General features: G+C 61.1%; 8 protein-coding genes and 2 pseudogenes. 3 read left to right on the top strand and 7 right to left on the bottom strand.

What is annotated here, in order from left to right; translation table 11 throughout:
* Window positions 1-14: 14 nt before the first annotated feature.
* From PSH87_RS08035 to PSH87_RS08020, 4 genes are all read right to left on the bottom strand, one after another.
* On the bottom strand, window positions 15-251 hold the full coding sequence (locus PSH87_RS08035; protein ID WP_017737334.1) for a DUF1653 domain-containing protein: 237 nt from the start codon (window positions 249-251) through the stop codon (window positions 15-17).
* A 97-nt stretch (window positions 252-348) separates the two neighbouring features.
* Window positions 349-1,524, bottom strand: a complete 1,176-nt coding sequence (fadA, locus tag PSH87_RS08030; protein ID WP_305433062.1) for an acetyl-CoA C-acyltransferase FadA — start codon at window positions 1,522-1,524, stop codon at window positions 349-351.
* A gap of 29 nt (window positions 1,525-1,553) precedes the next feature.
* The gene (gene fadB / locus PSH87_RS08025; protein ID WP_305433061.1) at window positions 1,554-3,701 is read right to left on the bottom strand and encodes a fatty acid oxidation complex subunit alpha FadB; all 2,148 of its coding nucleotides are present in this window, start codon (window positions 3,699-3,701) and stop codon (window positions 1,554-1,556) included.
* Between the two features lie 485 nt (window positions 3,702-4,186).
* Window positions 4,187-4,624 carry a hypothetical protein gene (locus PSH87_RS08020; RefSeq protein WP_017737331.1) on the bottom strand — a complete coding sequence of 146 codons (438 nt, stop codon included), beginning with the start codon at window positions 4,622-4,624 and terminating at the stop codon, window positions 4,187-4,189.
* Between the two features lie 105 nt (window positions 4,625-4,729).
* On the opposite strand from PSH87_RS08020, the gene PSH87_RS08015 reads away from it, so the two are divergent.
* Window positions 4,730-5,170, top strand: coding sequence for a universal stress protein (locus tag PSH87_RS08015; protein WP_124528029.1), 441 nt, complete (start codon window positions 4,730-4,732; stop codon window positions 5,168-5,170).
* A gap of 123 nt (window positions 5,171-5,293) precedes the next feature.
* Here the strand turns inward: PSH87_RS08015 and PSH87_RS08010 are convergent.
* Window positions 5,294-7,214 (bottom strand): annotated as a pseudogene (locus PSH87_RS08010) (ATP-binding cassette domain-containing protein).
* Window positions 7,215-7,427: 213 nt separating this feature from the next.
* Between PSH87_RS08010 and PSH87_RS08005 the strand changes: the two are divergent.
* A complete protein-coding gene (locus PSH87_RS08005; protein WP_026136848.1) occupies window positions 7,428-9,356 on the top strand; it encodes a transglycosylase SLT domain-containing protein in 1,929 nt (642 codons plus the stop codon).
* Between the two features lie 157 nt (window positions 9,357-9,513).
* Here PSH87_RS08005 and PSH87_RS08000 read toward each other — a convergent pair.
* Window positions 9,514-11,297, bottom strand: a pseudogene (locus PSH87_RS08000) (ABC transporter transmembrane domain-containing protein).
* Window positions 11,298-11,543: 246 nt separating this feature from the next.
* Between PSH87_RS08000 and PSH87_RS07995 the strand changes: the two are divergent.
* The gene (locus tag PSH87_RS07995) at window positions 11,544-11,723 is read left to right on the top strand and encodes a PA1571 family protein (RefSeq protein ID WP_017737326.1); all 180 of its coding nucleotides are present in this window, start codon (window positions 11,544-11,546) and stop codon (window positions 11,721-11,723) included.
* Between the two features lie 51 nt (window positions 11,724-11,774).
* Here PSH87_RS07995 and pdxB read toward each other — a convergent pair whose 3' ends face one another.
* Window positions 11,775-12,917, bottom strand: a complete 1,143-nt coding sequence (gene pdxB / locus PSH87_RS07990; protein WP_305433060.1) for a 4-phosphoerythronate dehydrogenase PdxB — start codon at window positions 12,915-12,917, stop codon at window positions 11,775-11,777.
* Window positions 12,918-12,986 lie beyond the last annotated feature (69 nt).

Raw genomic sequence — 12,986 nt, 5'->3', positions numbered from 1 at the left:
TGCGCGACCTGCCGTTATTGCCCTGAAAAAAGACTGGCTTCGGCCTGCACCAAAGCAAAGCGCGGGACCTGCTCGCCGTCAACTTCGACGGTCTCGACAAACATGCTCAAGGGGCGTACCCAAAAGCCGTAATCGCCATACAGTGCTTGGTAGAACACCACTTCCTCTTCGGTCTCGGAGTGCCGCGCCACACTGAAAACGCGGTACTGCGGACCTTTATAATGCTGGTAGAGCCCTGGTTCGACTTGCATGCTCTGGCCCTCTTGCAAAATTTGTTAAAAAAAAATTACGAAACCACCCAAAAACAAAAACCGGGGCACTGGGCCCCGGCTTCCGTCAACCCAACGCTTAGACGCGTTCGAAGACGGTGGAAATGCCTTGGCCGAGACCAATGCACATGGTGGCAACGCCAAGGTTGCCGCCATTTTGCTTCATCACGTTAAGCAAAGTGCCGGAGATACGTGCACCGGAGCAACCAAATGGGTGACCCAGGGCAATCGCACCGCCGTGCAGGTTAACCTTCTCGTTCATCTTGTCGAGTACTTTCAAATCTTTCAGCACTGGCAAGGCCTGTGCGGCGAAAGCTTCGTTGAGCTCAAAGAAGTCGATATCGGAGATGGTCAGGCCCGCGCGCTTCAAGGCTTTTTGTGTGGCCGGTACTGGACCATAGCCCATGATCGCCGGGTCCACACCCGCCACGGCCATCGAACGGATCACTGCCAGCGGCTGGATACCCAGGTCCTGGGCACGCTGCGCCGACATCACGATCATGCACGAAGCGCCATCCGTGATTTGCGACGAAGTGCCCGCCGTCACGGTGCCGCCCTTTGGATTGAAGGCTGGCTTCAAGGCCGCCAGGCTTTCCAGGGTGGTGTCCGGACGAATGGTTTCGTCGTAGTCGAACAGTTTCAGGAAACCGTTCTCGTCGTAGCCGTTCATCGGGATGATCTCATCCTTGAACTTGCCTTCCACGGTCGCCTTGTGGGCGAGCTGGTGGGAACGCACGCCGAACGCGTCCTGGGCTTCGCGGGTGATGCCGTGCATTTTGCCGAGCATTTCCGCGGTCAGGCCCATCATGCCCGAGGCTTTCGCCGCGTACAGCGACATGTGCGGGTTGGGATCGACGCCGTGCATCATGCTGACGTGGCCCATGTGCTCCACGCCGCCGACCACGAACACATCACCGTTGCCGGTCATGATCGCTTGCGCAGCGGTGTGCAGCGCGCTCATCGACGAGCCACACAGGCGGCTGACGGTCTGGCCGGCAGCGGTGTGCGGGATCTGGGTCATCAGCGACGCCATGCGCGCGATGTTCCAGCCTTGCTCCAGGGTCTGGTTGACGCAGCCCCAGATCACGTCCTCGACTTCGCTCGGATCGACCTTGACGTTACGTTCCAGCAATTTGCTGATCAGGTGCGCCGACATGTCTTCGGCGCGGGTGTTGCGGTGCATGCCGCCCTTGGAGCGGCCCATTGGCGTGCGACCGAAATCGACAATCACCACGTCTCTTGGATTCAAGCTCATAAATATTCTCGCTCTAGTCGTCTGGGCGCTTAACCGAAGAAGCTCTGGCCGTTCTTGGCCATTTCACGCAGCTTCGCGGTCGGGTGGTACAGCGGGCCCAAATCAGCGTACTGATCAGCCAGGGCAACGAACTCGGCCACACCGATCGAGTCGATGTAACGCAGCGCACCACCACGGAATGGAGGGAAACCAATACCGTACACCAGGCCCATATCGGCTTCGGCGGCGGTTTCGACGATGCCATCTTCCAGGCAACGCACGGTTTCCAGGCACAGGGCGATCATCATCCAGTTGATGATGTCTTCGTCCGACACCTCACGCTGCTCGTAGATGACAGGCGCGAGTACTTCGTGAACCGATGGATCGGCCACTTTCTTCTGCTTGCCCTTCTTGTCAGCCTCGTAGGCATAGAAGCCCTTGCCGTTCTTCTGGCCCAGGCGCTTGGCCTCGTACAGCGCGTCGATCGCCGAGCGGCGGTCGTCTTTCATGCGGTCCGGGAAGCCTTCAGCCATCACGTCGCGACCATGGTGGCCGGTGTCGATGCCGACCACGTCCATCAGGTACGCCGGGCCCATCGGCCAGCCGAATTTTTCCATGACTTTGTCGATGCGCACGAAGTCCACGCCAGCGCTGACCAGCTTGGCGAAACCGCCGAAGTACGGGAACAGCACGCGGTTGACCAGGAAGCCCGGGCAGTCATTGACCACGATCGGGTTCTTGCCCATTTTCTTCGCGTAGGCAACGGTGGTGGCAACGGCCAGCTCGCTGGACTTCTCGCCACGGATCACTTCCACCAGCGGCATCATGTGCACCGGGTTGAAGAAGTGCATGCCGACGAAGTTTTCCGGGCGCTTGAGGGCCTTGGCCAGCAGCGAGATGGAAATGGTCGAGGTGTTCGACGCCAGGATGGTGTCTTCCTTCACCTGGCCTTCGACTTCAGCCAGTACGGCCTGCTTGACCTTCGGGTTCTCGACAACCGCTTCGACCACCAGGTCGACGTGGCCGAAATCGCCGTAGGACAGCGTAGGACGAATGCCGTTAAGCACTTCAGCCATCTTCGCGGCGGTCATGCGACCTTTGTCCACACGGCCGACCAGCAGCTTGGCGGCTTCCGCCAGGCCTTGCTCGATGCCGTGCTCGTTGATGTCTTTCATCAGGATCGGCGTGCCTTTGGACGCCGACTGATAGGCGATGCCGCCGCCCATGATACCGGCGCCGAGTACGGCAGCCTGTTTCACGTCGCGCGCGATTTCGTCGTAGGCCTTGGCCTTTTTCTTCAGTTCCTGATCGTTCAGGAACAGGCCGATCAGGCTCTGGGCTGCCGAGGTTTTCGCCAGTTTGACGAAACCTGCCGCTTCCACTTCCAGGGCTTTGTCGCGACCGAAGTTCGCCGCCTTCTGGATGGTCTTGATCGCTTCAACCGGCGCCGGGTAGTTCGGGCCGGCCTGGCCAGCCACGAAACCTTTGGCGGTTTCGAACGACATCATTTGTTCGATGGCATTGAGCTTGAGTTTTTCCAGCTTCGGCTGACGCTTGGCCTTGTAGTCAAATTCGCCGCTGATGGCGCCCTTGATCAGGTTCAGTGCGGCTTCGGCCAGTTTGTCCGGGGCAACCACGGCATCGACGGCGCCGACTTTCAGCGCGTCTTCAGCACGGTTTTCCTTGCCGGCGGCGATCCACTCGATGGCGTTGTCGGCACCGATGATACGCGGCAGACGGACGGTGCCGCCAAAGCCTGGGTAGATGCCCAGCTTGACTTCAGGCAGACCGATCTTGGCCGTGGCCGACATGACGCGGAAGTCCGCCGCCAGGCACATTTCCAGGCCGCCGCCCAATGCGATGCCATTGATCGCGGCAACGGTCGGTACGTTGAGGTCTTCGAAATCGCTGAAAATCTTGTTGGCTTCGAGGTTGCCAGCCACCAGCTCGGCATCGGGCAGCTTGAAGTTGTCGACGAATTCGGTGATGTCCGCGCCGACGATAAACACGTCCTTGCCGCTGGAAACGATCACACCCTTGACCGAAGCATCTGCTTTGATGGTGTCTACGGCCTGACGCAATTCATTCAGGGTTAGACGGTTGAACTTGTTGACGGACTCACCCTTGAGGTCGAACTTCAATTCGACGATGCCGCTTTCAAGAGCCTTAACCGTGATGGCTTTACCTTCGTAAATCATCAACTGATCTCCACGATATGGACGCTGAACAGTACACATTGGACGCTGGCCTATTGGTTGGACATTGAGCTTTTCGTCAACGTTCAGGCCAATCCGCCAGGCACACCCGCCAATGCGATAGTCGGGATTCTGTATGAGCGGTCTGACAGACAAACGCTCAATTCATACGCCCGTTTGATTTGGGTACGCCACCTTCATCCAATTCCGGGCAATTGTCAATCGCTCGAAAGGCTAGGAAAAACGCGACTTTCCAGTCATTTCAGAACCCGAAGCACAGGCACGCGCCTCGTCAATATTCAAATATTCACGAAATCAATAATGGAAAAGTTCTGGGAAAGGGCTGTACAGAACGGGATATGCGGCTAGGCTAGCCGCAACCGTAAAGCGTCTGGATGAACATCCGACGCGTGCAACACGAAATTACCGGCCTGCCTGGCCAACTCCAGCCCGATGATGATGTCGGGCTTTTTATTGCGTGCTGTTTCTCAGGCCAGTGCCTTGAGCAGCCTGTCGATGTCCTGCAACACGCTCGCCTCACCCTTCTCGCCCCAGTACAAGGCGATCATCTGCTTGTCGGCCTCGATCTTGTAGACGTTGTCCGGCAGCCTCGAAAAATACGGCAACAACTTTTCATCGACGCAGACTTCACGCCATTGGTTGACCCACACCCCCGGCTCCAACTGCCAGTAGCTCCACAGCGCCGGCGTGCTGCCACGGCGTGGCCGACAGTACTGCGCACAGGGGCTCGGCGGCTCCTGCTTGAGCCAGTGCGGCCACTCCTGGGGCGACAACTGCATGGCCAGGCCGATGCGGCGCGCCTCCATACGCAGGGCCATGCGCCCGCTCTGATGGCGCGACGGACGCAGCCATGCCAGAGGGCTCAACACCACCACAAGGATTGACACCACTATCCAGACCGTCATATGTGTACTCCCGAATTTCTAGATGAGCGGATTTGATCTGACGCAACCCCATCCGCTTGAAAGCAGCCATACTGAATTTATTGCAGTCCCTTGGAGGAACGCCTCATGCCCTACCAACATATTCTGGTCGCTGTCGATCTGACCGAAGAGTGCGATCCAGTGATCAAGCGCGCACAGGAATCTGCATTGGCCAATGGCGCCATTCTCTCGCTGGTGCATATCGTCGAGCCCATGGCCATGGCCTTTGGCGGCGACGTACCGATGGACCTTTCCCAGTTGCAGCAACAACAGTTTGATCAGGCCAAAGAGCGTCTTGACCGTTTGATTCTCAAATACCCGCACTTGAAAAAGGAAGACTGCCACCTGACCTACGGCCAACCGCGCCAGGAAATTCACCACCTGGCCAAGGAAAAGGCCTGCGACCTGATCGTAGTGGGCAGCCATGGCCGTCATGGTTTGGCGCTGTTGCTGGGTTCCACGGCCAATGACGTACTGCACGGCGCGCCGTGCGACGTACTGGCCGTCAAGCTGGTCAAAGCCCCTTAAGCCCTACCGAGATCAACCTGTGGGAGCAGGCAAGCCAGCTCCCACATTTTTAGATCGCATTTCATATAAAAAGCCCGGCGCTCATAGGAATGAACGCCGGGCTTTTTAGTGCAGCAAGATCACTCAGGCATCCAACTCAGCCCAACGCTCAACCAGCACTTCCAACTCCTGGTTCAACGTCTCCAGGGAAGCAATGACCTTGGCAGTCTCAGCCGCCGGACGCAGGTAGAAGCCCGCATCAGCCATGTCCGCTTCAACCGCAGCAATCTGCTGCTCCTTGGCCTCGATATCACCCGGCAAGGCTTCCAGCTCACGCTGCAGCTTGTAGCTCAACTTCTTCTTGGCAGCCGGTGCCGCTTCGACAGCCGGCTCAGCAGCCGCCACCGGAGTGACCACCGCCGAGTTCAGGTCGGCCTTGCCGGACTTGCTCTCGGTCACGCCCAGCAGGCGCGGCGAGCCGCCCTGGCGCAGCCAGTCCTGGTAACCACCGACGTATTCCCGCACCTTGCCTTCACCTTCAAAGACCAGGGTGCTGGTGACCACGTTGTCGAGGAATGCCCGGTCGTGACTGACCATCAGCACGGTGCCGTTGAAGGTCAGCAGGACCTCTTCCAGCAGTTCGAGGGTTTCCACGTCGAGGTCGTTGGTCGGTTCGTCGAGCACCAGCAGGTTGGCTGGCTTGCTGAACAGCTTGGCCAGCAGCAGGCGCGCACGCTCACCACCGGACAAAGCCTTCACCGGCGTCCGCGCACGCTGCGGGCTGAACAGGAAGTCGCCCAGGTAGCTGAGGACGTGGCGGCTCTGGCCGTCGATGTCGATAAAGTCGCGGCCTTCGGCGACGTTGTCGATCACGGTCTTTTCCAGGTCCAACTGGTGGCGCAACTGGTCGAAGTAGGCCACGTCGATGCGCGTGCCCTCTTCCACGGTGCCGCTGGTCGGTTGCAGACCGTTGAGCATCAGCTTGAGCAAGGTGGTCTTGCCGGTGCCGTTGGCGCCGAGCAGGCCGATACGGTCGCCGCGCTGCAGGACCATCGAGAAGTCCTTGATCAGGAACGGACCGTTCGGGTGATGGAAGCTGACGTTTTCCAGCACCATCACCTGCTTGCCCGACTTGTCGGCGGTATCCAGTTGGATATTGGCCTTGCCGGTACGCTCGCGACGCTCGCTGCGCTCAACACGCAGGGCTTTCAGGGCGCGTACGCGGCCTTCGTTACGGGTGCGACGGGCCTTGATGCCCTGGCGGATCCAGACTTCTTCCTGGGCCAGCTTTTTGTCAAACAGGGCGTTGGCGGTTTCTTCAGCCGCCAGCGTGGCTTCCTTGTGCACCAGGAAGCTGGCGTAGTCGCCGTTCCAGTCGATCAGGCCACCACGGTCCAGTTCGAGGATGCGGGTGGCCAGGTTTTGCAGGAAGGAACGGTCGTGCGTGATGAACAGCACGGCGCCCTGGAATTCCTTGAGGCTTCTTCCAGCCAGGCGATCGCGCCGATGTCCAGGTGGTTGGTCGGTTCGTCGAGCAGCAGCAGATCCGGCTCGGACACCAGGGCCTGGGCCAGCAGCACACGACGACGCCAGCCACCGGACAACTCGGCGAGGGTCTTGTCGGCCGGCAGTTGCAGGCGGCTCAGGGTGCTGTCCACCAGTTGCTGCAAGCGCGCCAGCCGTCACGGGCTTCGAGGTCTTGCTGGACATGCATCAGCTTGTTCAGGTCGTCTTCGGTGACGCAGTTCTGCGCGAGGTGATGGTACTGGGCCAGCAACTCACCGACGCCGTCGAGGCCTTCGGCAACCACGTCGAACACTGTCCGTCCGTCGGCCACCGGCAATTCTTGCGGCAATTCGCCGATCTTGAGGCCTGGGGCACGCCAGACAGAGCCGTCATCGGGCTTCTGGTCGCCTTTAACCAGCTTCATCATGCTGGACTTGCCGGTGCCGTTGCGGCCGATGATGCACACCCGCTCACCACGGGCGATCTGCCAGGACACCTTGTCCAACAACGGCATAGCGCCGAAAGCAAGGGACACATCGCTGAATTTGAGCAGGGTCATACGCTTCTCCAAAAACTGGGCGCGCATTCTACCTGAGTTAGGGGTGGGATGCGGCCGGCATTTTCTTTATAGACAGGTTATGTAAGACATTTCTGATCAACCTGAACGAACCGGCCGGCAAAGCTTTCGCCTGCGTCGGGCAAAAGGCTAAGCTAGGGGCAATCAGTGTCGGCCGCGCCGGCGCTATTCGTGATTTCTCTGCACGGACGTCTCATGCGCAGTCGCCTTTTCAACTTTTTATCTTGTCTGCTTCTTTCCGCCACTGCCGCCCAATCTGCCCAGGCCGTGGACCTCACCACCCAACGCCAGTATTACGATGAAGCCAAGCGCGCCCTGGCCAAGGGCGATTCCGGCCCGTACATGCAATACAGCCAGGCGCTGGCCGACTATCCGCTGACGCCGTACCTGGCCTATGACGAGTTGACCGCGCGCCTGAAAACCGCGAGCAACGAGGAAATCGAACAGTTCCTCGGCAAAAACGGCGACCTGCCCCAGGCCAACTGGATGAAGTTGCGCTGGCTGCGCTGGCTGGCCGACCGTGGCGACTGGCAGACCTTTGAAAAGTACTACGACCCCAAGCTCAATTTCGTCGAGCTCGACTGCCTGCACGGCCAGTTCCAGCTCACCCACAATCTGAAAGCCGAAGGCTACAAGACCACCGAAAAGCTCTGGCTGACCGGTAAGTCCCAGCCTGCCGCCTGTGATGCCACCTTCGCCCAATGGGCCGCCGACGGCCAACTCACCGAGCAGAAGATCTGGGACCGCGCCAAGCTTGCCGCCGAAGCGCGCAACTACGCGCTGGCCAACAGCCTGGTGAAAACCCTGCCCACCCTGGGCGCCCAAGGCCGCCTGATGGTGGACGTAGCGCAAAAGCCCGACATGCTCGGCGACCCATCGCGCTTCCGACCGGTGAACGAGGCCATGTCTGACGCCGTAGGCCTGGGCCTGCGCCGCCTCGCGCGCCAGGACCCGGACAAGGCCATGGCCCTGCTCGACGGCTACGCCAGCAGCATGCACTTCTCCCGTGACGAAAAAGTGTCGATCGCCCGCGAAATCGGCCTGACCCTGGCCCGTCGCTACGACCCGCGCGCCCTCGACGTGATGACCCAGTACGACCCGGAACTGCGCGACAACACCGTGTCCGAATGGCGCCTGCGCCTGCTGTTGCGCCTGGCGCGCTGGGAAGATGCCTACCAGCTCACCCGCAAACTCCCACAAGACCTGGCGACCACCAACCGCTGGCGCTACTGGCAGGCCCGCAGCCTCGAACTGGCCGAGCCGAAAAACCCGCAAGCGCTGGTGCTGTATAAAAACGTGGCCAAGGAACGTGATTTCTACGGCTTCCTCGCCGCCGACCGCTCCAAATCCCCGTACCAGCTGACCAACCGACCGCTGGTGATGAGCCAGGCGCTGGTCAACAAGGTGCGCAACACCCCAGGCGTACGCCGTGCCCTGGAGTTCTACGCCCGTGGCCAGATCGTCGATGGCCGCCGCGAGTGGTACCACGTCAGCCGCCACTTCAACCGCGATGAAATGGTCGCCCAGGCCAAGCTGGCCTATGACATGAAGTGGTACTTCCCGGCGATCCGTACCATCAGCCAGGCGCAGTACTGGGACGACCTGGACATCCGCTTCCCGATGGCCCACCGCGACACCCTGGTGCGCGAAGCCAAGGTGCGTGGCCTGCATTCGAGCTGGGTGTTTGCCATCACCCGCCAGGAAAGCGCCTTCATGGACGACGCGCGCTCCGGCGTCGGCGCCAGCGGCCTGATGCAACTGATGCCCGGCACGGCCAAAGAGACCGCACGCAAGTTCAGCATCCCCCTGGCCTCCCCGGCCCAGGTGCTCGACCCGGACAAAAACATCCAGCTCGGCGCCGCCTACCTGAGCCAGGTGCACAGCCAGTTCAACGGCAACCGCGTGCTCGCCTCCGCCGCCTATAACGCCGGCCCCGGCCGCGTGCGCCAATGGCTGCGTGGCGCCGACCACCTGAGTTTCGACGTGTGGGTGGAAAGCATCCCGTTCGACGAAACCCGCCAGTATGTGCAGAACGTGCTGTCTTATTCGGTGATCTACGGGCAGAAGCTCAATTCGCCGCAGCCGCTGGTGGATTGGCATGAGCGCTACTTCGACGACCAATAACACTGTGGCGAGCGAGCTTGCTCGCGCTGGGCTGCGCAGCAGCCCCAACAAGGGCACCGCATTCATCCAGACAGAATGCGGTGTCAGGTTTCAGGGCTGCTTCGCAGCCCAGCGCGAGCAAGCTCGCTCGCCACAATAAATCGTTCGCCCTTCCTGCTTAAGGGTGAACCGGTTCCTCCCCATCACTGAACTGCAACGCCGCCAACCGCGCATACAGCGGATTGCTCGCAATCAACTGCTGGTGCGTGCCCACCGCCACCAGCTTGCCCTGGTCCATCACCGCAATCCGGTCGGCGTGCTTCACCGTCGCCAGTCGATGGGCGATCACCAGCGTGGTGCGCCCTTGCATCAGCTGCGGCAACGCTTGCTGGATCAAGTGCTCACTCTGCGCATCCAGCGCGCTGGTGGCTTCGTCCAGCAGCAAGATCGGGGCATCCACCAGCAAGGCGCGGGCGATGGCCAGGCGTTGGCGCTGGCCGCCGGACAGGCCCATGCCGCCGTCGCCCAGGTGGGTCTGGTAGCCGTCGGGCATTTGCAGGATGAAATCGTGGGCGTGGGCAATGCGCGCGGCGGCTTCGACCTGTTCCTGGGTAGCGGACGGGTTGCCGTAGCGGATGTTCTCTTCGACGCTGCCGAAAAACAGCGCCGGGCTTTGGGACACCAGGGCGAAGTGACGGCGCAGGTCCATGGGATCCAGTTCGGTCAGCGGCTGGCCTTCGATCAGGATGCGACCGTGCTGGGGGTCATAGAAACGCAGCAACAGATCGAAGATTGTCGACTTGCCCGCGCCGGACGGGCCGACCAGCGCCAGGGTTTCACCGGGGTTGATCGTCAGATTCAAGCCGTCGATGGCGTAGCTGTCGGGCCGCGACGGGTAGGAAAAGCGCAGGTCTTGCAGCTCCATACGCCCGCGCTCACCCGCTCCGGCAACTGAGCCATACCGGTGGCCGGCGCCTGGATCTCGTTGCTCGACTGCAGCAGCTCACCGATGCGCTCGGCCGCACCGGCGGCGCGCTGCAACTCGCCCAGCACTTCACTGAGGGTGCCGACGGCGCTGCCGACGATCAGGCTGTAGAACACAAACGCCGCCAGCTCACCGCCGGAAATCCGCCCGTTGATCACGTCCATGCCGCCGACCCACAGCATCACGCCCACTGCGCCCAGCACCAGCATGATCACCAGGGTAATCAGCCACGCGCGCTGGAGGATACGCTTGCGCGCCGTGGTGAACGCCTCTTCCACGGTCACGGCGAAGCGCTGTTCGTCCTGCACCTGGTGGTTGTAGGCCTGCACGGTCTTGATCTGGCCGAGGGTCTCGGACACGTAGCTGCCCACGTCCGCGATGCGGTCCTGGCTCTGGCGCGACAGACTGCGCACGCGGCGGCCGAAGATCAGGATCGGCGCCAACACCAGCGGCAACGCCACCACGACGATGCTGGTGAGCTTGGGGTTGGTGACAAACAGCAACACGATGCCGCCGATCACCATCAAGGCATTGCGCAGGAACAGCGACAGCGAAGAGCCGATCACCGATTGCAGCAAGGTGGTGTCGGTGGTCAGCCGCGACTGGATTTCCGAGCTGCGATTGTTCTCATAGAAGCCGGGATGCAGGTAGATCAGGTGGTTGAACACCTGGCGCCGGATGTCCGCCACCACCCGCTCGCCGATCCACGACACCAGGTAGAACCGCGCAAACGTGCCCACGGCCAGGCCCAGCACCAGCAGCATGAACAGGCCAATGGACTGGTTGAGCAAGTGCGGCGACTGGGTCATGAAGCCCTGGTCCACCAGCAGGCGAATGCCCTGCCCCATGGACAAGGTGATGCCCGCCGTGACAATCAGCGCCAGCAAGGCACCCAGCGCCTGCCAGCGATAGGGCGCAATAAAGCGGCTGGCCAGGCGGATCGCACGGCGTTGACGGATCGAGAACATGGAGGGCATCACCTGCGCAAGGAGGATAGGTATCTACACAGCAACATTGGGGGAACTTGGGTAAATAACAATGAGTCAGGTTAATTATGCCCGCCGATATGGGCCCCTAGAGGCTATCGGTCTAATGCCCGGCTGGAAATTTGTAGCGGTTTCTGGTGGACTGAGGGTTCGAACCGGTGATCTTGCAAGGAGTTGTAACAGCGCGGTCACGCGGGGGAATTAGAGTAGGTACACAACCTGATGAGGAGACAGGCCATGACCTTGCACACTAGCAGCACTGACAAAGTAGAAGTCGTCCGCACCGCGCATCAGGCCAACCTGGGTTGCTCGATCATCGACGCCCAAGGCCGCGAAGTGCCGATTACCGAAGACATGATCCAGCAAGCGTGCCGCGAGCTGGAACAGCGACTGGTCACGCCTGCCAAGCAAGGCTGAAGCGCCCAAGCTCTTTCCGACCCGGCCCAGGTGGCCGGGTTTTTTATGGGATCAAATCAGCGTCGCGCCCAATGCCGACACGATGCTTGCCAACGCCGCAGACTCCCCATTGATACGCACCTTCAAGCCATCGATCTCACGGCGTGCCGGGTAATGCTTGCGCAGCAGGTCAAAGGCCTTGCGCTGCTCTTGCACGGTGCCTACAAGGCTGCGGCGGAAATCCGCATCATCGCGGCGCGGGTCGTACACACTGCGGCACAAGGTCGCCAGCGCCCAGGCCGGATCAGTGTCCGCATTCAGATGCACCTCGGCCAGCCACAACGGCGGCAACAGGTCACTCAATTGAATGCTCGGTTCCTGGCCCAGGTGTGCACAGAACGCCTGGTAAATCTGCGCCGTACCACGCTGGCGGCCTTCCAGGCTGTAACCGGCGATATGCGGCGTGGCCAGCACGCACAAGTCAGCCAGGTCGACGTCCACTTCTGGCTCGCCTTCCCACACATCGAGCACCGCTTGCAGGTCTTCGCGCTCCAGCAACACCTCGCGCAGGGCCGCGTTGTCCACCACCGCGCCACGGCTGGCGTTGATCAGCCAGGTGCCAGGCTTGAGCTGGTCGAGGCGCTGACGGTCGAACAGGTGCCAGGTGGAGCCCTTGCCGGACTTGGTCAGCGGCGTGTGCAGGCTGATCACATCACATTGCTCGATGACCTGCTCCAGGCTGACGTAATCGCCCCCTTCGGCGCTCTGTCGGGGCGGATCGCAGACCAGCACGTTCCAGCCCAGGCCCTTGAGGACCTTGACCAGCCGCCCGCCGACTTCGCCGGCACCGACAACGCCGTAAGTGCGTTGATTGAGGTCGGCGCCTTCGATCTCGGCCAGGGTCTGCAGGCTGCCCAGCACGTAGTCCACCACGCCCCGTGCGTTGCAGCCGGGGGCGCTGGACCACTGGATGCCGGCCTGCTTGAAGTAGTCCAGGTCGAGGTGATCGGTGCCGATGGTGCAGGTGCCGACAAACTTAACCGGCGTGCCTTCCAGCAGCGCGCGGTTGACGTTGGTCACCGAACGCACCAGCAGCACATCGGCCTGCTCGACCGTGGCGCGGTCCATGGCACGGCCGGGCACACGGCGGATCTCGCCAAACCCTTCAAAGAAGGCGTCGAGCAGCGGAATATTTTCGTCGGCAACAATCAACATGGCAGGCTCCTTTCGCGGACCCGCAGTGTACAGGCTTGCGATCTGTGTTCCAGCGCAGATCCAGTGGAT

It is taken from the genome of Pseudomonas sp. FP453, assembly GCF_030687495.1.
In the GTDB taxonomy this organism is placed as follows: domain Bacteria; phylum Pseudomonadota; class Gammaproteobacteria; order Pseudomonadales; family Pseudomonadaceae; genus Aquipseudomonas.
This window is presented reverse-complemented; position numbering and strand designations above follow the sequence as displayed.

Excerpts from the sequence above, each read along its gene's own strand:
- fadA (WP_305433062.1), bottom strand. The coding sequence starts at position 1,524 with ATGAGCTTGAATCCAAGAGACGTGGTGATTGTCGATTTCGGTCGCACG.
- PSH87_RS08020 (WP_017737331.1), bottom strand. The coding sequence starts at position 4,624 with ATGACGGTCTGGATAGTGGTGTCAATCCTTGTGGTGGTGTTGAGCCCT.
- PSH87_RS08035 (WP_017737334.1), bottom strand. The coding sequence starts at position 251 with ATGCAAGTCGAACCAGGGCTCTACCAGCATTATAAAGGTCCGCAGTAC.
- fadB (WP_305433061.1), bottom strand. The coding sequence starts at position 3,701 with ATGATTTACGAAGGTAAAGCCATCACGGTTAAGGCTCTTGAAAGCGGC.
- PSH87_RS08005 (WP_026136848.1), top strand. The coding sequence starts at position 7,428 with ATGCGCAGTCGCCTTTTCAACTTTTTATCTTGTCTGCTTCTTTCCGCC.
- PSH87_RS08015 (WP_124528029.1), top strand. The coding sequence starts at position 4,730 with ATGCCCTACCAACATATTCTGGTCGCTGTCGATCTGACCGAAGAGTGC.
- PSH87_RS07995 (WP_017737326.1), top strand. The coding sequence starts at position 11,544 with ATGACCTTGCACACTAGCAGCACTGACAAAGTAGAAGTCGTCCGCACC.
- pdxB (WP_305433060.1), bottom strand. The coding sequence starts at position 12,917 with ATGTTGATTGTTGCCGACGAAAATATTCCGCTGCTCGACGCCTTCTTT.